This window comes from Micromonospora lupini (assembly GCF_026342015.1).
Taxonomy (GTDB): Bacteria; Actinomycetota; Actinomycetes; order Mycobacteriales; family Micromonosporaceae; genus Micromonospora; species Micromonospora lupini_B.
This window is the reverse complement of record NZ_JAPENL010000001.1, coordinates 3071711-3093357: the sequence shown is the minus strand read 5'-3', so window position 1 is coordinate 3093357 and position 21647 is coordinate 3071711. Positions and strand designations below refer to the sequence as shown.

22 protein-coding genes and 1 riboswitch are annotated in these 21647 nt (G+C 71.6%); of the genes, 11 read left to right on the top strand and 11 right to left on the bottom strand.

The window, feature by feature from the left end; genetic code table 11:
- Positions 1 to 115: 115 nt before the first annotated feature.
- The gene (locus OOJ91_RS14340; protein ID WP_266245103.1) at positions 116 to 703 is read right to left on the bottom strand and encodes an ECF transporter S component; all 588 of its coding nucleotides are present in this window, start codon (positions 701 to 703) and stop codon (positions 116 to 118) included.
- Between the two features lie 77 nt (positions 704 to 780).
- A riboswitch (TPP riboswitch) is annotated at positions 781 to 885 on the bottom strand.
- A 107-nt stretch (positions 886 to 992) separates the two neighbouring features.
- On the opposite strand from OOJ91_RS14340, the gene OOJ91_RS14335 reads away from it, so the two are divergent.
- From OOJ91_RS14335 to OOJ91_RS14315, 5 genes are all read left to right on the top strand, one after another.
- The gene (locus tag OOJ91_RS14335) at positions 993 to 1823 is read left to right on the top strand and encodes an alpha/beta fold hydrolase (protein WP_266245102.1); all 831 of its coding nucleotides are present in this window, start codon (positions 993 to 995) and stop codon (positions 1821 to 1823) included.
- An 83-nt stretch (positions 1824 to 1906) separates the two neighbouring features.
- Positions 1907 to 2713 carry an aminoglycoside N(3)-acetyltransferase gene (locus OOJ91_RS14330; RefSeq protein WP_266245100.1) on the top strand — a complete coding sequence of 269 codons (807 nt, stop codon included), beginning with the start codon at positions 1907 to 1909 and terminating at the stop codon, positions 2711 to 2713.
- Positions 2710 to 3459: an SIS domain-containing protein gene (locus OOJ91_RS14325; protein WP_266245099.1), complete on the top strand. Its 750-nt coding sequence runs from the start codon at positions 2710 to 2712 to the stop codon at positions 3457 to 3459. The genes OOJ91_RS14330 and OOJ91_RS14325 overlap by 4 nt, the downstream gene beginning before the upstream one ends.
- 242 nt (positions 3460 to 3701) lie before the next feature.
- The gene (locus OOJ91_RS14320; RefSeq protein ID WP_266245097.1) at positions 3702 to 4205 is read left to right on the top strand and encodes a DUF6328 family protein; all 504 of its coding nucleotides are present in this window, start codon (positions 3702 to 3704) and stop codon (positions 4203 to 4205) included.
- 150 nt (positions 4206 to 4355) lie between these two features.
- Positions 4356 to 6362, top strand: a complete 2007-nt coding sequence (locus OOJ91_RS14315) for an acyl-CoA dehydrogenase family protein (protein WP_266245096.1) — start codon at positions 4356 to 4358, stop codon at positions 6360 to 6362.
- A gap of 94 nt (positions 6363 to 6456) precedes the next feature.
- On the opposite strand, the gene OOJ91_RS14310 is transcribed toward OOJ91_RS14315, so the two are convergent.
- From OOJ91_RS14310 to OOJ91_RS14275, 8 genes are all read right to left on the bottom strand, one after another.
- Positions 6457 to 6624 (bottom strand): hypothetical protein, encoded by a 168-nt coding sequence (locus OOJ91_RS14310; RefSeq protein WP_266245095.1) that lies wholly within the window; start codon positions 6622 to 6624, stop codon positions 6457 to 6459.
- Between the two features lie 9 nt (positions 6625 to 6633).
- Complete coding sequence (locus tag OOJ91_RS14305) at positions 6634 to 7242, bottom strand: hypothetical protein (RefSeq protein WP_266245094.1); 609 nt, start codon at positions 7240 to 7242, stop codon at positions 6634 to 6636.
- A gap of 73 nt (positions 7243 to 7315) precedes the next feature.
- Entirely contained in the window at positions 7316 to 7714 is a 399-nt protein-coding gene (locus OOJ91_RS14300; RefSeq protein WP_007463905.1) for a Fur family transcriptional regulator, read from the bottom strand.
- A complete protein-coding gene (locus OOJ91_RS14295) occupies positions 7711 to 8010 on the bottom strand; it encodes an ArsR/SmtB family transcription factor (RefSeq protein WP_007463903.1) in 300 nt (99 codons plus the stop codon). Before OOJ91_RS14295 ends, OOJ91_RS14300 begins: the two co-directional genes overlap by 4 nt.
- 36 nt (positions 8011 to 8046) lie before the next feature.
- Positions 8047 to 8919 carry a metal ABC transporter permease gene (locus OOJ91_RS14290; RefSeq protein WP_266245092.1) on the bottom strand — a complete coding sequence of 291 codons (873 nt, stop codon included), beginning with the start codon at positions 8917 to 8919 and terminating at the stop codon, positions 8047 to 8049.
- Between the two features lie 3 nt (positions 8920 to 8922).
- Entirely contained in the window at positions 8923 to 9684 is a 762-nt protein-coding gene (locus OOJ91_RS14285) for a metal ABC transporter ATP-binding protein (protein WP_266245091.1), read from the bottom strand.
- Entirely contained in the window at positions 9681 to 10631 is a 951-nt protein-coding gene (locus OOJ91_RS14280; protein ID WP_266245090.1) for a metal ABC transporter substrate-binding protein, read from the bottom strand. Before OOJ91_RS14280 ends, OOJ91_RS14285 begins: the two co-directional genes overlap by 4 nt.
- Positions 10632 to 10685: 54 nt before the next feature.
- Positions 10686 to 10943 carry a hypothetical protein gene (locus OOJ91_RS14275; protein ID WP_266245089.1) on the bottom strand — a complete coding sequence of 86 codons (258 nt, stop codon included), beginning with the start codon at positions 10941 to 10943 and terminating at the stop codon, positions 10686 to 10688.
- 29 nt (positions 10944 to 10972) lie between these two features.
- Between OOJ91_RS14275 and OOJ91_RS14270 the strand changes: the two genes are divergently transcribed.
- The 5 genes from OOJ91_RS14270 to dusB all read left to right on the top strand — a co-directional run bounded on the left by OOJ91_RS14270 (position 10973) and on the right by dusB (position 15358).
- On the top strand, positions 10973 to 11314 hold the full coding sequence (locus OOJ91_RS14270) for an antibiotic biosynthesis monooxygenase family protein (protein WP_266245088.1): 342 nt from the start codon (positions 10973 to 10975) through the stop codon (positions 11312 to 11314).
- Positions 11315 to 11338: 24 nt separating this feature from the next.
- A complete protein-coding gene (locus OOJ91_RS14265; protein WP_266245087.1) occupies positions 11339 to 11818 on the top strand; it encodes a hypothetical protein in 480 nt (159 codons plus the stop codon).
- A gap of 117 nt (positions 11819 to 11935) precedes the next feature.
- A complete protein-coding gene (locus OOJ91_RS14260) occupies positions 11936 to 13315 on the top strand; it encodes a glycine--tRNA ligase (protein ID WP_266245086.1) in 1380 nt (459 codons plus the stop codon).
- Between the two features lie 215 nt (positions 13316 to 13530).
- Positions 13531 to 14121, top strand: a complete 591-nt coding sequence (locus tag OOJ91_RS14255) for a hypothetical protein (RefSeq protein WP_266245085.1) — start codon at positions 13531 to 13533, stop codon at positions 14119 to 14121.
- 64 nt (positions 14122 to 14185) lie between these two features.
- Positions 14186 to 15358 (top strand): tRNA dihydrouridine synthase DusB, encoded by a 1173-nt coding sequence (gene dusB / locus OOJ91_RS14250; RefSeq protein WP_266245084.1) that lies wholly within the window; start codon positions 14186 to 14188, stop codon positions 15356 to 15358.
- 399 nt (positions 15359 to 15757) lie between these two features.
- Here dusB and OOJ91_RS14245 read toward each other — a convergent pair whose 3' ends face one another.
- Complete coding sequence (locus OOJ91_RS14245; RefSeq protein ID WP_266245083.1) at positions 15758 to 16420, bottom strand: C39 family peptidase; 663 nt, start codon at positions 16418 to 16420, stop codon at positions 15758 to 15760.
- A 488-nt stretch (positions 16421 to 16908) separates the two neighbouring features.
- Entirely contained in the window at positions 16909 to 18654 is a 1746-nt protein-coding gene (locus OOJ91_RS14240; RefSeq protein WP_266245081.1) for a beta-N-acetylhexosaminidase, read from the bottom strand.
- A 258-nt stretch (positions 18655 to 18912) separates the two neighbouring features.
- Between OOJ91_RS14240 and ppdK the strand changes: the two genes are divergently transcribed.
- On the top strand, positions 18913 to 21621 hold the full coding sequence (gene ppdK / locus OOJ91_RS14235; protein WP_266245080.1) for a pyruvate, phosphate dikinase: 2709 nt from the start codon (positions 18913 to 18915) through the stop codon (positions 21619 to 21621).
- The last annotated feature ends 26 nt before the right edge of the window (positions 21622 to 21647 follow it).

Genomic DNA, 21647 nt, shown 5'->3' with positions numbered 1-21647 from the left:
TACAGCCGCGTGATCAAGAGGTTTGCGTCAGAATTCCGCCCTCCGATGACGCAAACCTCTTGATCACCGGGGTGGGTGCGGGGGTGGGGTTGGGGGTTGGGGTTGGGGGTGGGGGTTAGATCAGGGCTCGGTTGCGGCCTGCGGGGAAGCGGTCCAGGGCGCCGGTGTTGGCCAGGGCTCGGGTGAGGGCCCAGCCGCCCACACCGGCGATGATCGTGGAGCTGACGATGGTGAGCAGGGCGTACGGGATGCGGTAGTCGCCCAGCGCGTAGTCGACGTTCCAGACGAAGAAGTCGAACAGCGCCGCGCTGAGACCGGTCAGCGCACCGGCGAGCACGGCTGTCGGCAGCCGGAACGACCGGTACCGGAAGGCGGCGAAGGCCAGTTCGGCCCCGAGGCCCTGCACGATGCCCTGGGGGATCACCGTGCCGGCCCACTGGCTGCCCAGCAGCGCGGAGACGACAGCGGCCACCGTCTCGCAGTAGAGCGCGGCGCCAGGCTTGCGGATGACCAGGCCGCCGACCACGGCCGGCAGCAGCCAGACGCCGTAGATCAGGGTCTGCGCCGGCGGGAAGAAGGCGAACGCGCCCTCGGTGGCGCTCCAGACCAGGCCCCAGGCCCAGAAGATGACGCCGAAGGCGACCGCGATCACCGAGGCGACCACGATGTCGATGGTGCGCCAACGGCTTGTGGTGTTGTCCATGCTGTGCTCCCAGTTCAGTGGAACGAACCAGGAGAAGACGCACGCCGCGCGTCCGGTGGCACCGGACTCACGGCGCGGCTGGAGGTCGACCGAACTCCCTGCGCTGGCATTACCCAGATCAGGTTCGAGGGTCTGCGGGCGTGCCCGCACTCTCAGCGCTGTGCGCTCCCCTGTCGGATGTGAAGTTGTCTCGCTGACGCTAGCACCGACCAGGGGTAACGGCCCAGCAGGGCATCCGGTCGCCCGCGCATCCGGACCGGCGCGGCGGCGGCTGGGTAGGCTGACGATCATGCAGGTCGACGCGCGAGGTCTCACGTTCGAGGTACGCACCGGCGGCCCCTCCGACGGCGTCCCCGTCCTCCTGCTGCACGGCTTCCCGCAGCACAGCGGCGAGTGGGACGAGGTGGTGCCGGCACTGCACGCCGCCGGGCTGCGCACGTACGCGCTGGACCAGCGCGGCTACTCGCCGGGCGCCCGGCCGGAGGCGGTGGACAAGTACCGGATTCCCGAACTGGTCGCCGACGTGGTGGCGGTGCTCGACGCGCTCGGTGTGGACGCCGTCCACCTGGTCGGCCACGACTGGGGCGCGATCGTGGCCTGGGCGGTGGCCGCCGCGCACCCCGAGCGGGTCCGTACGTTGACGGCGGTGTCCGTGCCGCACCCGGCGGCCATGGCGCACGCGCTGGGCACCGACACCGAGCAGAAGGCCCGCTCGTCGTACATCGCGCTGTTCCGCAAGCCGGGCAAGGCCGAGAAGGTGCTGCTGGCGTGGCACGCGACGGCGCTGCGCAGGATGCTCGGCGGGGTGGGCGACGCCTCCCGGGTGAACCGTTACGCCGACCCGATGCGGGAGCCGGGCGCGCTCACCGCCGCCCTGAACTGGTACCGGGCCATGTCCCGCGCCGACCTGGCCGCCGTCGGTCCGGTCGCGGTGCCCACCACCTACGTCTGGAGCGACCGGGACATCGCCATCGGGCGGACCGCCGCCGAGGCGTGCGCCGCCAACGTCACAGGCGACTACCGCTTCGTACCGCTGCCCGGGGTGAGCCACTGGATCCCGGACGCCGCGCCCGCCGCGCTGGCCGAGGCGGTCCTGGCCCGGGTCGCCGGGACGGCCTGAGCCGTGCCGGGCGAGCGGGTGCCGGGCGGAGCGGCGCCGGCCGGACGAGCGCCGAGCCGAAGCGCGCCGCGCGGACGAGCGTCGTGACGACGCCCGCCGGCGGGCTGGGCACCCGTCGCTCGATCGCCGCGCAGTTGCGCCTGCTGGGTGTACGCCCCGGTTCGACATTGCTGGTGCACGCCGGGATGCGCCCGCTCGGCTTCGTCTGCGGTGGGCCGCAGGCGCTGGTGCTCGCCGTGCGCGACGCGCTCGGCCCGGACGGAACGATAGTGGTGCCCACCCACACTCCCGACAACAGTGACCCGGCCCAGTGGCGCAATCCGCCGGTTCCCGTGGACTGGTGGCCGCTGATCCGCGCCGAGATGCCGGGCTTCGACCCGGCGGTCACGCCGAGCCGGCACATGGGCGTGTTCGCCGAGACGGTCCGCTGCTGGCCCGCCGCGCAGCGCAGCGGGCATCCCCACGTGTCGTTCGCCGCGCTCGGGCCGACGGCCGAGCAGGTGGTCACCGGGCACGGCCTGGCCGACATGCTGGGCGAGAGGTCTCCGCTGGCCCGGCTCTACGACCTGGACGCCGACGTGCTGCTGCTCGGGGTGGACCACAGCGTCAACACCTCGCTGCACCTGGCCGAGTACCGCCGCCCCGCGCTGGTCCGCGAGCGTCTGGGCGCGGCGGTGCGCACGGCCGACGGTGGCCGCGAGTGGGTGTGGTGGCAGGACGTCCGGCTCGACGCGAGCGACTTCGGCGCGTTGGGCGGGGACCTGGAGGCCACCGGGGCGGTGCGCTCCGGCGCGGTGGGCGCCGGAACGGGGAGGTTGGTACGCCAGCGGGCGGCTGTCGACTTCGCGGAGCGGTGGATGGCCCGCAACCGGACGACGGAGGACGCATGAGTGTGAGCGCCGAGGACTACCTGGCCGTGGTGACCGAGACGATCGGCCGGGTGTCCGCCAGCCAGCGGGAGGCGGTGGGGCGGGCGGCCGACCTGATCGCCGAAGCGGTGCGTGCCGACGGGGTGGTGCACGCCTTCGGCACCGGGCACTCGGAGGCCCTCGCCATGGAGATCGCTGGTCGGGCGGGTGGTCTGGTGCCCACCAACCGGATCGCGCTGCGTGACCTGGTGCTGCTCGGCGGCGAACCGGCCGAGCGTCTCGGGCCGCTGCTGGAGCGGGATCCGGCGGTGGCGCACCGGCTGTGGGAGTTGGCCCCCGTACGGCCCGCCGACGTCTTCGTGCTCGCCTCGAACTCCGGGGTCAACGGCGCGATGGTCGAGTTCGCCACGCTTGTCAAGGAGCATGGTCACCCTCTGGTGGCGATCACCTCGGCGCAGCACTCCGGCCGCATGACGTCCCGCCACCCGTCCGGGCGCAAGCTGGCCGACCTCGCCGACGTGGTGCTCGACAACGGCGCGCCGTACGGCGACGCGACGCTGCCGCTGCCCGGCGGCGGCGCGGTCGGCGCGGTCTCGTCGATCACCGCCGCGCTGCTGGCGCAGCAGGTCACCGTCGAGGTGGTCGCCCGGTTGCTGGCGGCGGGGGAGCGGCCTCCGGTCTACCTGTCGGCGAACATCCCGGACGGCGACGCGCACAACACGGCACTGGAGGCCCGGTACGCCGGCCGGATCCGCCGCGGCTCCTGACACCGAGCACCGGGTGACGGGTGACGGGCTACGGGCGTCGCGGTGCCCTCGGCGCGGTGACCGGGCGGCCGGCGGCGCGGCGACCGGGAGGTGACCGGCCAGGCGACCGGGAGATGACCGGCGGGCTACCGGGAGATGGCCGGGACGTGTCGTGAACCTGTTTCGCGCTCGGCCGGGTGGGGCATTGGCGTTGCTGCCGGCGGCCGGGACCGCCGGCAGTAGCGTCTTTCCGGAGGTAGCGCGTGTCCAAGGAGACCGAGAAGCAGCGCTGGCAGCGCAACTTCGCCGACCTGTTGCAGGAGCTGCGCGTCGCACAGACCGGCGTGCAGATCCTCTTCGCCTTCCTGCTCACCCTGCCGTTCAGCAACGGGTTCACCCGGACCAGCGAGTTCCAGCGCGACGTCTACATCGTCGCGCTGCTCGCCGCGGCCGCCGCCACCGCGCTGATCATCTCGCCGGTGGCGTTCCACCGGGCGCTGTTCCGCCAGGGTCGCAAGCCGGAGCTGGTGCGGTTCGCGCACCGGATGGCCACCGGCGGTCTCGCCTTCATGCTGATCGCGGTGATCAGCGCGGTGCTGCTGATCACCGATTTCGTGCTGGACCGGCCGATCGCGTTCGTGCTCAGCGCGGTGGCCGGGCTCTGGTTCCTCGCGTTCTGGGTGATCCTGCCGTTCGCCAGGCGTAACTGGGGTGACGACGACATCGACGACGAGGACGACGACCCGGATGCGGTCGGAGGTCGCTGAGCACGTCGATCCGCACGCAGCGCTACCCCTGGGTAACAACCGGGGGTAGCGTGGCGGTAGTCGCGCATGTCGACGCGGTCCGGGCGGGTCCAGCCGGGACGCCGGGGACGCGCAACAGCCGCAGCCGCACCGAGCTTCGAGGGGGCAGCCGTGACCACGACGCAGAACGGCCGACCGGCACCGGACGGCCCCGACTCCGAATCCGCACCCGACACCGCAGGCGGCGCGGCCCCGTTGCCCGCCGAGGCCGGGCAGGTCTCCGAGAAGGAGGCCCGGCAGGTCGCCGAGGCCGCCCGGGAGTCCACCTGGGACCGACCCAGTTTCGGCAAGGAGTTGTTCCTCGGGCGGTTCCGGCTCGACCTCATCGACCCGTGGCCGCGCTCCGACCCCGACGACGTGGCGCGGGGCGAGGAGTTCCTCGGCCGGTTCCGCGCGTTCCTCACCTCCGAGGTGGACGGCGCCGCCATCGAGCGGGACGCCTCCATTCCGGACTCGGTGTTCCACGGCCTGGCCGACCTCGGCGCGTTCGGCATGAAGATCGACCGGAAGTACGGCGGCCTCGGGCTGAGCAACCTGCACTACTGCCGGGCGCTGATGCTGGCCGGCTCGGTCAGCCCGGCGATCGGCGCGTTGCTCTCGGCCCACCAGTCGATCGGGGTGCCACAGCCGCTGAAGATGTTCGGCACCGCCGAGCAGAAACAGCGCTTCCTGCCCCGGCTCGCCGCGGGCGAGGTCTCGGCGTTCCTGCTCACCGAGCCGGACGTGGGCTCCGACCCGGCCCGGCTCGCCACCACCGCCGAGCCGACCGAGGACGGCGCCGGCTACCGGCTCAACGGGGTGAAGCTCTGGGCCACCAACGGCATCGTCGCCACCCTGCTGGTGGTGATGGCCCGGGTGCCGGCCGCCGAGGGCCGGCGTGGAGGGATCACCGCGTTCGTGGTGGACGGCGACAGCGCGGGCATCACTGTGGAACGGCGCAACGAGTTCGTCGGCCTCCGCGGCCTGGAAAACAGCCTGACCCGGTTCCACGACGTGTTCGTACCTGCGGAGAACGTCATCGGCGGCGAGGGCAGGGGTCTCAAGATCGCCCTGACCACGTTGAACACCGGTCGGCTCTCGCTGCCGGCCATGTGCGTGGGCGCCGGCAAGTGGTCGTTGAACGTGGCCCGGGGGTGGGCCGCCGACCGGGTCCAGTGGGGCCGGCCGGTGGGCGAGCACGAGGCGGTCGCCCAGAAGCTCTCCTTCATCGCCGCCACCACGTACGGCATGGAGACCATGCTCGACCTGTGCTGCCTGCTCGCCGACGACGACCGCAACGACATCCGGATCGAGGCGGCGCTGGTCAAGCTGTACGCCAGCGAGATGGCCTGGAAAATCGCCGACGAGCTGATCCAGATCCGGGGCGGTCGCGGCTACGAGACGGCAGACTCGCTGGCCGCCCGCGGAGAACGCCCGGCCAACGTCGAGCAGGTGCTCCGCGACCTGCGGATCAACCGGATCTTCGAGGGCTCGACCGAGATCATGCATCTGCTGATCGCCCGGGAGGCGGTCGACGCCCACCTGTCGGTGGCCGGCGACATCATCGACCCGGACGCCGGGCTCGGCCGCAAGGCGCGCGCCGGAGCACGAGCGGGCGCGTTCTACGCGAGGTGGCTGCCCACCCTCGCGGTCGGCAGGGGCCAGAGCCCATCGGCGTACGCCGAGTTCGGCCCCCTGGCCGCGCACCTGCGGCAGGTGGAACGGTCGTCGCGCAAGCTGGCCCGGTCGACGTTCTACGCGATGTCCCGCTGGCAGGGAAAGATGGAGCGCAAGCAGGCGTTCCTCGGTCGTGTGGTGGACATCGGCGCGGAGCTGTTCGCGATGTCCGCCGTCTGTGTCCGGGCGTCCGCCGAGCGCGACACCCGGCCGGAGAACGTCGAGCTGGCGGACCTGTTCTGCCGGCAGGCCCGGGTCCGGGTGGACGCGCTGTTCGCCGCACTCTGGGACAACACCGACTCCGTCGACACCGCCGCCGCCAAGCGGATCCTCGCCGGGCGCTACGCGGGGCTGGAGGAGGGCGTCATCACCCCGTCAGACGAGTTGCCGTGGGTGGCCCGCTGGTCGCCCGGCCCGTCCACCGCCGAGGACGTCCGCCGCCGCATCCCGCCGAAGCCGTGACGCAAGCCGCCCGGCCCCTCGGGTCGCCCGGCTGTCGGGGCGCCCGGCTGTCGGGTCGCCCGGCCGGAGCGTCGCCGGCTGCCCGCGGCAGGGGTCAGCGGGAGACCGCCCAGGCCAGCACCGCCGCCAGGATCAGGCCGTTGAGCACCGCCAGGCCCAGGTACGCCGCGGGCGGGATCTTCTTGCCCCTGCGGACGAAGGAGACCAGGACGGCGGCGTAGCCGAGCAGCAGCACGGCGATGACGATCAGGAAGTAGAACACCCGAAGACCCTAACGGCCCCGGCTGCGTAGGCCGAGTTGGCGCAGCTCCAGGGCGGCCAGCGCGTCGACTGTCGCGTCGTCGCCGCGTCGCCACGCCTCGGCGACGTCCGGCGCGATCCGGGTCAGTCGGCCCAGCGGCTGGGTGGCGAGCGCGCGCAGGGCGAGCAGGTCCCGTCCGGCCGGCCCGGCGGCGAGCTTCGCGGCCGATCCGGCCCGGCGCATCCAGCGCAGCCGCAGCGGCAGCCAACCGAACAGCACCAGGCCGAGCGGGAAGATCAGCACCGCGATGGTGAGGGCGAGGGCGAGCTGGTCGACCAGGTGCTGCTGGTCGCGGCCGGCGTCGGCGAGCCCTCGGGCGGCGTCGGCGGCCCGCTGGAAGGGCGCGGTCAGCTCGTCACCGACCAACGGCACCCGGCGGACCTTGCCACCGGCGTCGGCGAGGTTGTCGGCGAGGCCACTGCCGGCGCCCTCCAGCTTCTGCCCGGGTACGGCGAGCTTCTGCACCAGATCGTGCAGCCAGAGCGCGGCGCGGATCGCGACGTACACCCAGGCGACGACGAGCAGGTCGGTGAGCAACTGGCGGACGGCGGTCGGAAACCGATCGGCGTAGATCTTCACGCCGGACAGCGTGCCACGAACGGCTCCGCCCCGGCACCCGTCGATCGGTGGTCGGAGAGGCCGGCGGCGGGTTTCAGTGGACGCAGGCCGGGCAGGTGCCGAAGATCTCCAGGGTGTGGCTGACGTCGGCGTAGCCGTGCTGCGCGGCGACCCGGTCTGCCCAGCTCTCCACCGCGGGGCCGGCGACCTCGACCGTACGCCCGCAGGCCCGACAGACCAGGTGGTGGTGGTGCCCCTCGCTGCACCGGCGGTAGAGGTGCTCGCCGCCCGGCGGGCGCATCACGTCGATCTCGCCCGCGTCGGCAAGCCCCTGGAGGGTGCGGTAGACAGTCGTGAGGCCGACCCGCTCACCGCGCTGCCGGAGCATCGCGTGCAGGTCCTGGGCGCTGTGGAAGCCCTCCATCTCGCCCAGCAGCGCGCTCACCGCCGAGCGCTGCCGGGTGTTGCGCACTGCGGCGCCGCTCTCGCTCATGACCCCTCCCCGGCGTGGCTGACCGCGTCCGCCACGATGTGCGCGACGTGCTCGTCGACGAGGCTGTAGGCGATCTCCCGGCCCCGGCGGGAACCGCGCACCACGCCCGCCCCGCGCAGCACCCGCAGGTGCTGGGACACCAGCGGTTGTGCGGCGCCCAGCTTCTCCACCAGCTCGTGCACGCACCGCTCGCCGCCGGCCAGCTCGCTGACGATGGCCAGCCGGATGGGCGCCGACAGGGCCCGGAGCAGCTCGCTGGCTCCGTCGAACCCCTCGTAGCCCGTTGCGCTGGTCATCTTGCAACGGTAACCAATACCACCGACATCCGCCGATCAGCCTCGGTCGAGTACGACCTCGTGCGGTTCCGGCACCGGCACGGGGGCCTGCGCGGTGCGACGGCGTACGGCCCGCCAGATCGCGCCGGCCACGGCCACCACCAGGAAGGAGGCGATCGCCAGCAGCACCACCGAGGCGCCGGGCGGGGTGTCGGCGGTGGCCGCCACCCAGACACCGGAGCCGGCGGCGAAGAACCCGAGCGCCATGGCGGCGGTCATCGTGCTGCGGAAGCCCCGGGTGATCTGCTGGGCGGTGGCCACCGGAACGACCATCAGCGCGCTGATGAGCAGCACCCCGACGGCCCGCATCGCGATTGTCACAGTGACCGCGGTGGTGACCGCGATCAGCAGGTTGAGGGTGCGCACCGGCAGGCCGGAGACGCGTGCGTACTCCTCGTCGTGGCTGATCGCGAAGAGCGCCGGCCGCAGCACGATCATGGTGATCAGGATCGCCGCACCGAGCACTCCGACGGTGATCAGGTCGCTGGTCGAGGTGGAGAGCAGCGACCCGAACAGGTAGGCGTTGAGGTTGGCGCTCGTCGCGTCCGACAGGCCGACCAGTAGGACGCCGCCGGCGATGCCGCCGTAGAAGAGCAGTGCCAGGGCCAGGTCGCCGGAGGTCCGCCCACGAGCGCGGACGACCTCGATGGCGATCGCGCCGACCGTGGCGACGATCACCGCCACCAGCACCGGCGAGCGGTTGAGGAGCAGGCCGGCGCCGACGCCTGTCAACGCCACGTGCCCGATGCCGTCGCCGATGAGCGTCAGTCGGCGCTGCACCAGATAGATGCCGAGCGCCGGAGCGGCCAGGCCGATCACCAACGCGCCGATCAGGGCGCGCTGCATGTAGGGGTACTGGAAGAGTTCCATTTCTCAGTTGCTCCACAGCCCGGCGGGCTCGTCGGGACCGTGCGGGTGCACGTGGTCGTGGTCGGGCTCCGCGTGGTGGCCGGCCGGGTCCGGAACCGCGCCGTCGTGACAGATGCCGCCCTGGTGGACGACGACCGCCCGGGTGATCACCGGTCGCAGCGGGCCCAGCTCGTGTGCCACCAGCAGCACCGTCCCGCCGTCGGCGACGAAGTCGCGCAGCGCGCCCGCGAACGCCTCCTGGCTGGCCGCGTCGACCCCGGCTGTGGGCTCGTCGAGGATCAGCAGCTCCGGCTGGCCGGCCAGCGCGCGGGCGATCAGGGTGCGCTGCTGCTGACCGCCGGAGAGGGTGGCCACCGGGTCGCTGCCCCGGTCGGCGAGCCCGACCGCGCGCAGGGCCGAGTCGACTGCGGCCCGGTCGGCGGCGCCTGGTGGACGGAGTACGCCCCGGCGGGCCAGCCGGCCGGAGGCCACCACCTCGCGGACCGTGGCGGGCACGCCTCCGCCGGCGCCGAGACGCTGCGGGACGTACCCGATGCGCTGCCACTGGCGGAACTGGCGCAACGGCCTGTCGAAGAGGGTGATCGAGCCGGCGCCGAGCGGCACGAGGCCGAGGATCGCGCGGATCAGCGTGGACTTGCCGGAGCCGTTTGCCCCGAGCACCGCGACCACCTCCCCGGCGGTCACGGTGAGCGAGACGTCCCGGAGCACCGGGCGGCCGTCGTAGCCGACCGCGCCGTGCTCGACGGTGATGACGGGGGCGCTCACGAGCAGCTCAACGCCGTCCGCAGGGTCTGCAGGTTGGTACGCATCACCGAAAGGTAGTCCGAGCCGCTGCCCGCGGCGAGCCCTTCGATCGGGTCGAGCACCGCGGTCTTCGCGCCGACCTGACCGGCGATGGTCTCGGCGACCTTCGGGCTGACAAGCGACTCGAAGAAGATCGTGCTGGCCCGGTGCTCCTTGGCCTTCTCGATGACCTGTGCGAGCCGCTGTGGCGAGGGCTCGACGTCGGGGGTCAGCCCGGTGATGCCGACCTGGTCGAGCCGGTAGCGGTCGGCCAGGTAGCCGAACGCGGCGTGGCTGGTCACGATCTCCCGCCGCTGGCAGGTCGCCAGGCCCTGGGTGAACTCGCCGTCGAGGGTCGTGAGGTCGGCGCGCAGCGCCGTGGCGCGGGCGGTGTAGTCGGCGGCGTGGGCCGGATCGACAGTGCCGAGACGCTTGGCGAGCTGGTCGCCGATGTCGGCGAGGCGGGTCGGGTCGAGCCAGACGTGCGGGTCCTTGGCGTGCCCGTGCTGCTCCTCGCCCTGCTCCTCCTCGCCCTGGTGGTTGTGGCCACCGGCGCTCGCGTCCAACAGCGGCTGCACGCTTGCCACGTCGAACACCCGGTCATCGTCGTCCTGCGCGACCGCCTCGTCCACCGCAGGCTGGAAGCCCTTGAGGTAGACGATCATTTCGGCCTCGGTGACCTGACCGACCTGGCTCGGGCTCAGCTCCAGGTCGTGCGGCTCGGCGCCGGGCTTGGCCAGGTTCGTCACGCGGACCGCGTCACCGCCGACGCGCTCGGCGAGGAACTGGAGGGGGTAGAACGCGGCAACCACGTCGACCCGTTGGGGGTCGGCGCCGGCGGCGCCGCCGGTGGAGCAGCCGGCACCGGCGCTCAGGGCGAGCAGGGCGGTCGCGGCGGCCAGGACACGGGACGTGGTGCGGTTGGTCATGTCCCCAACTGTCCGTGGTAACGACAATGATTGTCAAAAACGCATGCTTGCATGTCAGAGCAGCTTCGCCAGACCCACCGTGACCAGCAGGGTCAGCATCAGCAGCCGGATCAGCCGGGTCTGCGGCGCCTGAACCGGCCAGGTGGTCGCCAACAGGGCGATCAGGACGGCGGCGAGGGCCAGCGTCAGCAGCCCGCCGACCACCCCCGGCGTGAAGAACGCCACAAGCACCACCACCAGGGTGAGCAGGAACACCGACGTCGGGTTAGCCCCGGCCAACCGGGCCAGCAGAGGGCGCTGCGTACGCTGCATCCCACAGACTCTACGAGGAGGAACCCCAGGTGCTGGTGACCAACCGGTTCGTGGTCGACGTCGATGTCGCCGACGGCTTCACCGAACGGGCGCACAACGCCCTCACCGCGCTGGCCGCCTGCCCCGGCTACCTGCGCGGCCAACTGGTCCGAGCCCTGGACGACCCCCGGTACTGGTCACTCGTCACCGAGTGGGAGTCGGTAGGCACCTACCGGCGGGCGCTGGGCGCGTTCGAGGTAAAGGTCAGCGCGGTGCCGTTGCTCGCCGAGTCGGTCGACGAGCCGTCCGCGTACGAGGCGCTGGCCAGCGCCGCACCCGGGGGAGCCGTGGTGGTCGCCGAGAGTGATCGGGCTGCGGGTCCTTACCGCTGAGCGGCAGGACACTACGCTGCTCCTATGACCGCACCCGCCCCGCCGCCCGGTCCCGGTGTGGCTCCGCCGTTCGCCGCGCCGCCCACCGAGGGTCGTCGCAAACGGCTCTGGATCGGCCTCGGCGTCGGCGCCCTCGCCGTGCTGCTCTGCTGTGGCGGAGGAGGCACGGCAGTCGTGGGCCTGGCCGTGAGCGGCGTGCAGGCGGTCCGCGAGCAGGGCCGCACGGTCACCGACGACTACTACCAGGCGCTCGTCGAGCGGAACTACGGCCGGGCGTACGACCAGCTCTGCGACGACGCGCAGCGGCGCGAGTCCCGCCCCGAGTTCGAGCGGCGGGCGGCCGCCGAGCCGCAGGTCACCGCGTTCCGGGTGGGTGAGGTGGACACCAACAACCTGACCGTCCCGGTCGACGTGACCCTCGACGGGGGTGGCCGGGAGCGCCAGCAGGTCAGCCTGGGCCAGGACGGTCAGACCGGCGGCATGGAGGTCTGCGGGGTGAGCTGACCCCGCCCCCCGGTATTCTGCTGGGCTCGGGACGCCGGTGGTCGTACCGTTGTCCCGAACCGACCCGATCCATCCACATCTCGCCCCCGCCGACCGCCAGCCGGCGTAGGAGGAAACATGCCAGCCGACCGTATCGACGCCGTCGTCAGCCTCGCCAAGCGCCGAGGCTTCGTCTTCCCCTCCAGCGAGATCTACGGAGGCACCCGATCGGCGTGGGACTACGGTCCGCTCGGCGTGGAGCTCAAGGAGAACGTCCGCCGGCAGTGGTGGAAGACAATGGTCCAGCAGCGCGACGACGTCGTCGGCCTCGACTCCGCGGTGATCCTGGCTCGCAAGGTGTGGGAGGCGTCCGGCCACATCGCCGAGTTCGTCGACCCGCTCACCGAGTGCCAGTTCTGCCACAAGCGGTTCCGGGCCGACCACCTGGAGGAGGCGTACGAGGCCAAGCACGGCCACGCGCCGGCCTCGCTCGCCGAGCTGAACTGCCCCAACTGCGGCAACAAGGGCACCTTCACCGAGCCGAAGATGTTCAACGGCCTGATGAAGACCTACCTCGGCCCGGTGGAGAGCGACGAGGGGCTGCACTACCTGCGCCCGGAGACCGCGCAGGGCATCTTCGTCAACTACAAGAACGTCGAGACGGTCGCCCGCAAGAAGCCGCCGTTCGGCATCGCGCAGACCGGCAAGTCGTTCCGCAACGAGATCACCCCGGGCAATTTCATCTTCCGGACCCGCGAGTTCGAGCAGATGGAGATGGAGTTCTTCGTCGAGCCGGGCACCGATGAGGAGTGGCACGAGTACTGGCTCCAGGAGCGCTGGAACTGGTATCTCGACCTCGGTCTGTCGGCGGACAATCTGCGCCTCTACGAGCACCCCGCGGAGAAGCTCTCGCACTACTCGAAGCGCACTGTCGACATCGAGTACCGCTTCCAGTTCGGCGGCACCGAGTTCGCCGAGTTGGAGGGTGTCGCCAACCGCACCGACTTCGACCTCTCCACGCACAGCAAGCACTCCGGCGTCGACCTGTCGTACTTCGACCAGACCAAGAGTGAGCGCTGGATGCCGTACGTCATCGAGCCGGCCGCCGGTCTGACCCGCGCCGTGCTCGCCTTCCTGCTGGAGGCGTACGACGAGGACGAGGCGCCCAACACCAAGGGCGGCGTGGACAAGCGCACGGTGATGCGGTTCGACCCGCGGCTGGCCCCGGTGAAGGTGGCGGTGCTGCCGCTGTCGCGCAACGAGGCGCTCTCGCCCAAGGCGAAGGACCTCGCGACGCTGCTGCGCAAGCGCTGGGTGGTGGAGTTCGACGACTCGCAGGCGATCGGCCGCCGCTACCGCCGGCAGGACGAGATCGGCACCCCGTTCTGCGTCACGGTCGATTTCGACACTCTGGACGACAACGCCGTGACGGTGCGGAACCGCGACACCATGGGCCAGGAGCGGGTCTCCCTGGACCAGGTCGAGCGTTACCTGATCGAGCGCCTTCCCGGCTGCTGACCCGATGGCGAAAGTGCCTCCTCTCCACCGCCGTGGAGAGGAGGCACTTTCGGTTCCGGGCCAGGGACGGGACACGAGACGAAATCGGTTGTCGGCAATTGTCGACCGGCGGCGGGTCGCGGCCGATGAAATCAATTCAACGCCATTCTTCGATATCGTGGTCTCAGTCGGAAGAAAGTGAGACGACGTTGGCGAAGCGATTTACTGTCCTCCGCTTGACCGCTGCGGCGTCGATTGTCGCGGGCCTGCCGGCGCTTGCGGGCTCCTCGGCCCACTACAGCGCCGCCCGGCCTGCGCCCGCCGAGGTTGCCGCCCACGCCAGCCCGCTGCCGAACGCGTCGGCGTCCCGCGGGTCGAGCGGTCCCCTCGCCATGGTCACGTCGTCCGTCGAGGGGATGATCGAGGCCGCCCAGGAGAGGCCCGAGCCGCCTGTCGCGTCCCGGCGCGCTCGCAAGCCGGTCGCGTCCCCCGGGACCGGTACGACACGTCTCTCGCCCGTCACGGCGATCCACTCGCAGACCGCGGTCGACCGAGGAGCGCTGGTCACCTGGACGACGTCGCCGACGTGCCTCCTGGCGGGGCACGACACGATGGGTTGGGCGTGGCTGGACGACCTCGCGACAGGGACTGTGGTGCGGGTCGGGTCGGGGCCGTGCACGGGTACCTATCGGGTGGTCGGGCATCGGTGGCAGCCGCGCAAGGGCGGCTCGCTGCCATCCTGGATGAGCCACTACGACCTCGTGCTCCAGACCTGCACGGGGCGGAGCGGGACGGGATTCAGCACCGCCCGACGGGTGGCTCGCTAGGTCGGCCCCGGGCGCCCGCCGTGTGCCAGGCATAGGTGGAGGAACCTCTCCTTATAATCGGAGAGTGACTGATGTTGCGGTGGCGACCGGACGCCCGTTGACCCTGGGCGGCTACCAGGTGTGGCCGCCGGTGGTGCTCGCGCCGATGGCCGGGATCACCAACGTCGGGTTTCGCCGGCTCTGCCGCGAGCAGGGCGGCGGCATCTACGTCTGCGAGATGATCACGACCCGGGCGCTTGTCGAGCGCAACCCGAAGACGCTGCGCATGATCGCGTTCGGTGACGACGAGCAGCCGCGCAGTCTCCAGCTCTACGGCACCGACCCGGAGGTCACCGCCGCCGCCGTGCGGATCGTCGTCGAGCGCGACCTGGCCGACCACATCGACCTCAACTTCGGCTGCCCGGTCCCCAAGGTCACCCGGCGCGGCGGCGGTGCGGCGCTCCCGTGGCGACGCCGGCTCTTCGCCCGCCTGGTGCGGGCCGCGGTGGACGCCGCCGCACCCTCCGGGGTGCCGGTCACCGTGAAGATGCGCAAGGGCATCGATGACGACCACCTGACGTACGTCGAAGCGGGGCTCGCCGCCCAGGACGCCGGCGTTGCCGCGGTGGCCCTGCACGGGCGGACGGCCGCGCAGCGCTACTCGGGCACCGCCGACTGGGACGCGATCGCCACGCTGAAGCAGGCCCTCGACGTGCCGGTGCTCGGCAACGGCGACATCTGGGAAGCCGACGACGCGCTGCGGATGATCGCCCACACCGGGGTCGACGGCGTGGTCGTCGGGCGCGGCTGCCTCGGCCGGCCGTGGCTGTTCGCCGATCTGGAGGCCGCCTTCAACGGGCGGCCCGAGCGGCGCCTGCCCACCCTCGGCGAGGTGGCGGTGACCATGCGCCGGCACGCCGAGCTGCTCGTCGACCAGTTCGTGGCCGGCGCCCGCAACCCGGCCCGCGGTGAGCGGGACGGCTGTACCGACTTCCGCAAGCACGTCGCCTGGTACCTGAAGGGCTTCCCGGTCGGTGGCGAACTGCGTCGCTCGCTGGCGATGATCGAGAGCCTGGCCCAGCTCGACGACCTGCTCGGCAAGCTCGACCCGGCGGAGCCTTTCCCGGTGGCCGCCCTGGGTCAGCCGCGCGGGCGTACCAACTCGCCGGGCAAGGTCTTCCTCCCGGACGGCTGGCTGGCCAGCCGGGACGACGACACCGTCCCCGAGGGCGCCGAGATGGACGACTCCGGCGGCTGAGCCCCTTGGTCGGCTGAGCAGAGATGCCCCGCGAAGATGCCTGCCGAACCCGGCCTCGGCGCAGGGCCGGCAGGTGAGTTCGGCGACCTGTCGAGCTGATGTCGTGAACGAATCACCCGGCCCGGCCCGGCCCGGCCCGGCCCGGCCCGGCCATCCTCTGCTTCGTTCGCGGCCCGGCCCGGCCATCCTCTGCTTCGTTCGCGGCCCGGCCCGGCCATCCTCTGCTTCGTTCGCGGCTCGGTCGGCCATCCCCTGATTCGTTTACGACATCAGCTCCAAAGGACCCGTGACGCGGTCGGCGGGTTGCCTGCTGTGCTCTGGACAGCAGGCAACCCCGTCATGCCGAAAGGGCCGGACCCCTGGTGGGGTCCGGCCCTGTCGGTTTGTGTGTTCGCGGGGTCAGCTGGTGGCGTAGCCGCGGGTGGCGATCCAGTCGGCGAGGTGCTCGATGGTGACGTCGTAGGAGGCGGTGTTCGGGTCGGCCGAGTCGGCGATCCTCACGATCGTGCCGTTGTCGCGGTAGCCCACGACGCTGATGTAGTGCCCGCCCTCGAACGAGTGGGTGCCGCCGTCGGTGTCGGTGGTGGTGCCGGCGATGTTGGCGACCACGGCCCGGCCGTTGTCGACGGTCTTGACCACGTCGGCGCGCAGCGTATCGGTCTGTGTGGCGTCGGCGTCGGGCTTGCTGATCTCCACGGAGTGGTAGGCGTCGGCCTTGCCGGTCTCCTTGTTCAGTACCGGGGTGATGTCGTTGATGCTGTTGGTGCCGGCCTCGGTGGTGCCCATCTCCTTGGCCATGTCGTCGACGCTGATGTCCTTGCCCTGCACGGACAGGGCGTTACGGGCCGCGGCGGGGCCGCAGTAGTAGAAGTTCGGCTGCGCCTGGTAGCGGACGCCGAGTTGACGCTCACCCGACGGCTTACGGTCGGTCTGGGTCTGGGTGGTGGGCTTGTCGGTGCTCGGCGCGGCGAACGCGGTCGTCACCGGGCCGGCGATGGCGCCACCGGTGAACGCCAGGCCAGCAGCGGTCAGAGCGGTCTTACGAATCAGATCGGTACGCATGATGGCGTGCTCCTCTGCATCGGGGGTGCGCGGCACACCCCATGGGGGACGGGGGTGCCGCGGCGTGCTGGGGGAAGGTTCTGGGGTTCTGCCCGGCGGCCCGAGGGGGCCGGCGTCGGGACAACGTGTAACCGTGCGGGGCGGCGGGTCATTCCGCCGGGCTCTCGACGGTCGCGGTGCTCGGGTGGTGCGGGGGTGTAACCGTGGCGACCGGCGGGGTGTTCCCGGCGACGGCCGCACGGGCCAGCACGTGGTGCTGCTCGGCCCTGCGGGGGTGTAACCGTGGGGGCCGGTCGGGTGTTCCCGGCGGCTGCCGTGCGCCGCGGCCCGGGGGTCGCGGCGGCATGCCAGGTATAACGACCGCGCCGGGCCCACGATTCCGCCGCCCGGGTGGCACCGACCACGGGACGCAAACTCTGATACCGGACAAAAACTCACGTCCCTGGCGGTCAGTCGGGGCCAGTCCTCGATCACGTTTTGGCGGGGACCTACGGGGTTGTCGGGTCGTGCTGGGGTGCGCGGTCCTGCCGGGGAATCGCGGGCGTTGCCGGCCAGGGGATCTCGGGGGCGCGGTGGAAGGTGATGCCGGCCGTGGACCAGCGCGGGCCGTGCCCGGCCAGGCGCTCCCGGAACCCGGCCCAGTCGTGTGCGGCCCGGGGCGACCAGCCCAGCTCGGCGATGGCGGGCAGTCGGGGAAACAGCATGAACTCGACGTCGGTGAGCGAGGTGACCGATTCGGTCCACAGCGGGGCCTCCACGCCGAGGACGGCCGTGGTGGGCACGCCGGCGACGTGCGTGCCGGGATCCCAGTCGTACGCCCGACGTACGTCGATCAGGCCGGCCCAGTCGTGCCCGATCGGGGTGTCCTCGGCGTACTTCATGTCCAGGTAGGCGTGGTTGCCGGGGGAGAGGACCAGTCGGGCGCCCCGCCGGACCGCGTCGGCAGTGGTGGGATCGTCGGCGTCGGTACCCCACCACTGCAGGACGCGCCCGTCGAGGTGTGCGGCCGGGGCGAGCTGGTGCCACCCCACCACTGCCTTGCCGGTCTCGGCGACGATCCGCTGCGCCCGCTCCACGAAGTCGGTGTAGACCGCGCCCTTGACCTTGAACGCCTCGTCGCCGCCGATGTGCAGCCACGGCCCGGGGGTGAGGGCGGCCACCTCGCCGAGCACGTCGGCGATGAAGTCGTACGTCTGCTCGTCGGCCGGGTCGACGTAGCTGAAGCCGACCTCGGTGCCTGTGTACGGCGGCGGCGCGGTCTTGTCCGGTGCGAGCTGGGGGTACGCGACGAGCGCCGCGTTGGTGTGGCCGGGAAGGTCGATCTCCGGGACCAGCGTGACGTGGCGGGCGGCGGCGTGGGAGACGATCCGCCGGTAGTCAGCCTTGGTGTAGTGGCCGCCGGGGCCACCGCCGACCTCGCTCGCCCCGCCGACGGTGGCCAGCTTCGGCCAGGAGTCGACGGCGATGCGCCAACCCTGGTCGTCGGTGAGGTGCAGGTGCAGGTGGTTGAGCTTGTAGCGGGCGAGGTGGTCGATCACCCGCAGGACGTCCTCGACGGCGAAGAAGTGCCGCGCCACGTCGAGCATCGCGCCCCGGTAGGGGAAGCGGGGGCGGTCGAGGATCGTGCCACCGGGCAGCGCCCAGCGTGTGGTCACCGGGGTCGGGCTCTCCACAGCGGCGGGGAGTAGCTGCCGGAGCGTCTGGACGCCGTAGAAGAGACCTGTCGCGGTGCTGGCGACGACGCGTACCTCGGTGCCTGTCACGTCGAGCCGGTAGCCCTCCGCGCCGAGGTCGGCGGGGGGTGCGGGGGCCGGGCTGGCGGGCGTGGCGGCCAGGGTGAGCGTCAGCGTGCCGGTCGGCGCGACCTCGAGGGTGTCGGCGATCGGCAGGGGGAAGCCGGTTGCCGGCCGGAGCAGCTCGGCGAGGTGGTCGGCCACCTCGCGGGCGCCCGGGTGGGCGGTGACCCGGATGGCGGTGTCCCCGGTGAGCACGAAGGTGGCGCTGGGGTCCGCTTCGACCCGCTCCGGCGCCGGTACGACGGTGTCGAGGCGTACCGCTGGGGCGAGCAGGTCGTCGCCGGCCGCCCGCGCGGCGAGCACGGCCAGGTCGCCGGCCCCCGGCTGGTGCGTGGGAAGCGCGGCCGCGTCGGCGGGGGTGGCCGTCGGGATCGGCTCGGTGGCGGTCGGCTCGGTGCTCGGCTCGGGGGCGGGGGAGGAGAGCGGAAGGGATGACACGACGACGGCTCCGGAGGGGGTTATTCGCGTCGGATATGGCAAAAGTGAGCTTCGGCAGAACCAGTGGCGTCAACAATACGAGGACCGGGGATATTGCGTGATCGTGCGCGTGGAAGCGTTCCCAAAAACCGGTACGAACGCGGATAGTCGTGATAGCTGTGCCTATTGTCACCGAACGGTCCCAGGCCGCCCGATCTTCGCTTAACCTTCGCCCTGAACCTTCGTTAAGTGTCAATCCGGCGCGCGTGGGAGGCTCTGGTGGCAGCGCAAGAGACCGACGAACACAAGTACGTCTACGACTTCTCCGAGGGCAACAAGGATCTCAAGGATCTGCTCGGCGGCAAGGGGGCCAACCTCGCCGAGATGACAAACCTCGGCCTGCCCGTCCCGCCCGGCTTCACCATCACCACCGAGGCCTGCCAGGCGTACCTCGCGACCGGGCGGGAGCCGGACGGCCTCGCCGGTCAGATCGAGACGCACCTGGAGGCGCTGGAACGGGCGATGGGCAAGCGCCTCGGCGACCCGCAGGACCCACTGCTGGTGTCCGTCCGCTCCGGGGCCAAGTTCTCCATGCCCGGCATGATGGAGACCGTCCTCAACGTCGGCCTCAACGACGAGAGCGTGGTCGGGCTCTCCGCGCAGGCAGGTCAGAACGACAGGTTCGCCTGGGACTCGTACCGCCGGCTGATCCAGATGTTCGGCAAGACCGTCTGCGAGGTGCCGGGCGAGGAGTTCGAGCACGCCCTGGACGAGGCCAAGAACGCCAAGGGCACCCACAACGACCTGGATCTGGACGCCGACGACCTGCGGGGGCTTGTCGACGCGTACAAGAAAATCTTCGCCAAGCACACCGGTCGGGAGTTCCCGCAGCAGCCGCGTGAGCAGCTCGACCTGGCCATCCGGGCGGTCTTCGAGTCGTGGAACGCCGAGCGCGCGGTGCTCTATCGCCGCCAGGAGCGCATCCCCGCCGACCTCGGCACCGCGGTCAACGTGGTGACAATGGTCTTCGGCAACCTGGGCCCCGACTCGGGCACCGGCGTCGCCTTCACCCGCGACCCGGGCAGCGGCGCGCAGGGCATCTACGGCGACTACCTGGCCAACGCGCAGGGCGAGGACGTGGTCGCCGGCATCCGCAACACCGTGCCGTTGCAGGAGTTGGAGCAGCTCGACAAGTCCTCCTACGACGAGCTGCTCGGCATCATGGCCCGGCTTGAGGAGCACTACCGGGATCTGTGCGACATCGAGTTCACCATCGAGCGCGGCAAGCTGTGGATGTTGCAGACCCGGGTCGGCAAGCGCACGGCCGCCGCCGCGTTCGTCATCGCCGGGCAGCTCGTCGACGAGGGCCTGATCGACCTGGACGAGGCGCTGCACCGGGTCAACGGCGCGCAGCTCGCCCAGCTCATGTTCCCCCGCTTCCAGCTCGACCACGAGTTCGAGGCGGTCGCCACGGGCATCGGCGCGTCACCAGGCGCGGCGTCCGGCACTGTGGTCTTCACCTCCGCCCGAGCCGTCGAGCTGGCGGCCGAGGGGAAGTCGGTGATCCTGGTCCGCCGGGAGACCAACCCGGACGACCTGAACGGCATGATCGCCGCCAAGGGCATTCTCACCTCGCGCGGCGGCAAGACCAGCCACGCCGCCGTGGTGGCCCGGGGCATGGGCAAGACCTGCGTGTCCGGCGCCGACGCGATCGACGTGAACGTGCCGGCGAAGCGGTTCACCGTGGCCGGGCAGACCGTCAACGAGGGCGATGTCGTCTCCGTCGACGGCACCACGGGCAAGGTGTACCTCGGTGAGGTGCCGGTCATGCCCTCGGAGGTCGTGCAGTACTTCGAGGGCAGCCTCGACCCCGAGCACATCGACAACGCGCTCGTCCGTGCCGTACACCGGATCATGACGCACGCCGACGGGAAGCGGCGGCTGGCGGTCCGCACGAACGCCGACACCGGCGCGGACGCGGCCCGTGCCCGGCGCTTCGGCGCCGAGGGCATCGGGCTGTGCCGCACCGAGCACATGTTCCTCGGCGACAGGCGGGAGCTGGTCGAGCGGCTGATCCTGGCGCGCGCCGCGGACGAGCGGGAGGCGGCGCTGGAGGCGCTGTTGCCGTTGCAGCGGGCCGACTTCGTGGAGATCTTCCGGGAGATGGACGGGCTGCCGGTCACCGTCCGGCTGATCGACCCGCCGCTGCACGAGTTCCTGCCCCCGCTGGAGCAGCTCGCCGTCAACGTCGCGGTTGCCCAGGAACGCGGCGAGGACGTGGCCAAGGAGGAGGCGCTGCTCGCCGCCGTCCGGCGGATGCACGAGGAGAACCCGATGCTCGGCCTGCGCGGCGTCCGCCTCGGCCTGGTCATCCCCGGCCTGTTCGCGATGCAGGTCCGGGCCATCGTCGAGGCCGCGGTCGAGTGCGCCCGACGCGGCGGCGACCCCAGGCCGGAGATCATGGTCCCGCTGGTCGGCGCGGTGCAGGAGCTGGAGACGGTACGCGCCGAGGCCGAAAAGATCATCGAGGAGGTGACCCGGGAGAAGGCTGTCGAGGTGCTGATCGGCACGATGATCGAGGTGCCCCGGGCGGCGTTGACAGCCGGCCAGATCGCCGAGGCGGCGCAGTTCTTCTCCTTCGGCACCAACGACCTGACCCAGATGGGCTGGGGTTTCTCCCGCGACGACGTCGAGGGCGCGTTCTTCTGGCGCTATCTGGAGCTGGGCATCTTCGGCATCTCGCCGTTCGAGTCGATCGACCGTGACGGTGTCGGCCGGCTGGTGCGGATCGCCGCCGAGGAGGGCCGGGCCGCCCGACCCGGGCTGAAACTCGGTGTCTGCGGTGAGCACGGCGGCGACCCGGACTCGGTGCACTTCTTCCACGAGGTCGGCCTGGACTACGTGTCCTGCTCGCCGTTCCGGGTGCCTGTGGCACGCCTGGAGGCCGGCCGGGCGGTCGTGGAGACGAACGGGTCGGACAGCCGCTGACGCGGGCGCTGGCGGCGGTCCGGACG

What these genes read in the sequence shown, in the direction of transcription:
- OOJ91_RS14280 (WP_266245090.1), bottom strand. Translation starts at nt 10,631, where the DNA reads ATGACCAACCGCACCACGTCCCGTGTCCTGGCCGCCGCGACCGCCCTG.
- OOJ91_RS14325 (WP_266245099.1), top strand. Translation starts at nt 2,710, where the DNA reads ATGAGTGTGAGCGCCGAGGACTACCTGGCCGTGGTGACCGAGACGATC.
- OOJ91_RS14290 (WP_266245092.1), bottom strand. Translation starts at nt 8,919, where the DNA reads ATGGAACTCTTCCAGTACCCCTACATGCAGCGCGCCCTGATCGGCGCG.
- OOJ91_RS14295 (WP_007463903.1), bottom strand. Translation starts at nt 8,010, where the DNA reads ATGACCAGCGCAACGGGCTACGAGGGGTTCGACGGAGCCAGCGAGCTG.
- OOJ91_RS14340 (WP_266245103.1), bottom strand. Translation starts at nt 703, where the DNA reads ATGGACAACACCACAAGCCGTTGGCGCACCATCGACATCGTGGTCGCC.
- OOJ91_RS14335 (WP_266245102.1), top strand. Translation starts at nt 993, where the DNA reads ATGCAGGTCGACGCGCGAGGTCTCACGTTCGAGGTACGCACCGGCGGC.
- OOJ91_RS14260 (WP_266245086.1), top strand. Translation starts at nt 11,936, where the DNA reads ATGCCAGCCGACCGTATCGACGCCGTCGTCAGCCTCGCCAAGCGCCGA.
- OOJ91_RS14245 (WP_266245083.1), bottom strand. Translation starts at nt 16,420, where the DNA reads ATGCGTACCGATCTGATTCGTAAGACCGCTCTGACCGCTGCTGGCCTG.
- OOJ91_RS14275 (WP_266245089.1), bottom strand. Translation starts at nt 10,943, where the DNA reads ATGCAGCGTACGCAGCGCCCTCTGCTGGCCCGGTTGGCCGGGGCTAAC.
- OOJ91_RS14265 (WP_266245087.1), top strand. Translation starts at nt 11,339, where the DNA reads ATGACCGCACCCGCCCCGCCGCCCGGTCCCGGTGTGGCTCCGCCGTTC.
- OOJ91_RS14300 (WP_007463905.1), bottom strand. Translation starts at nt 7,714, where the DNA reads ATGAGCGAGAGCGGCGCCGCAGTGCGCAACACCCGGCAGCGCTCGGCG.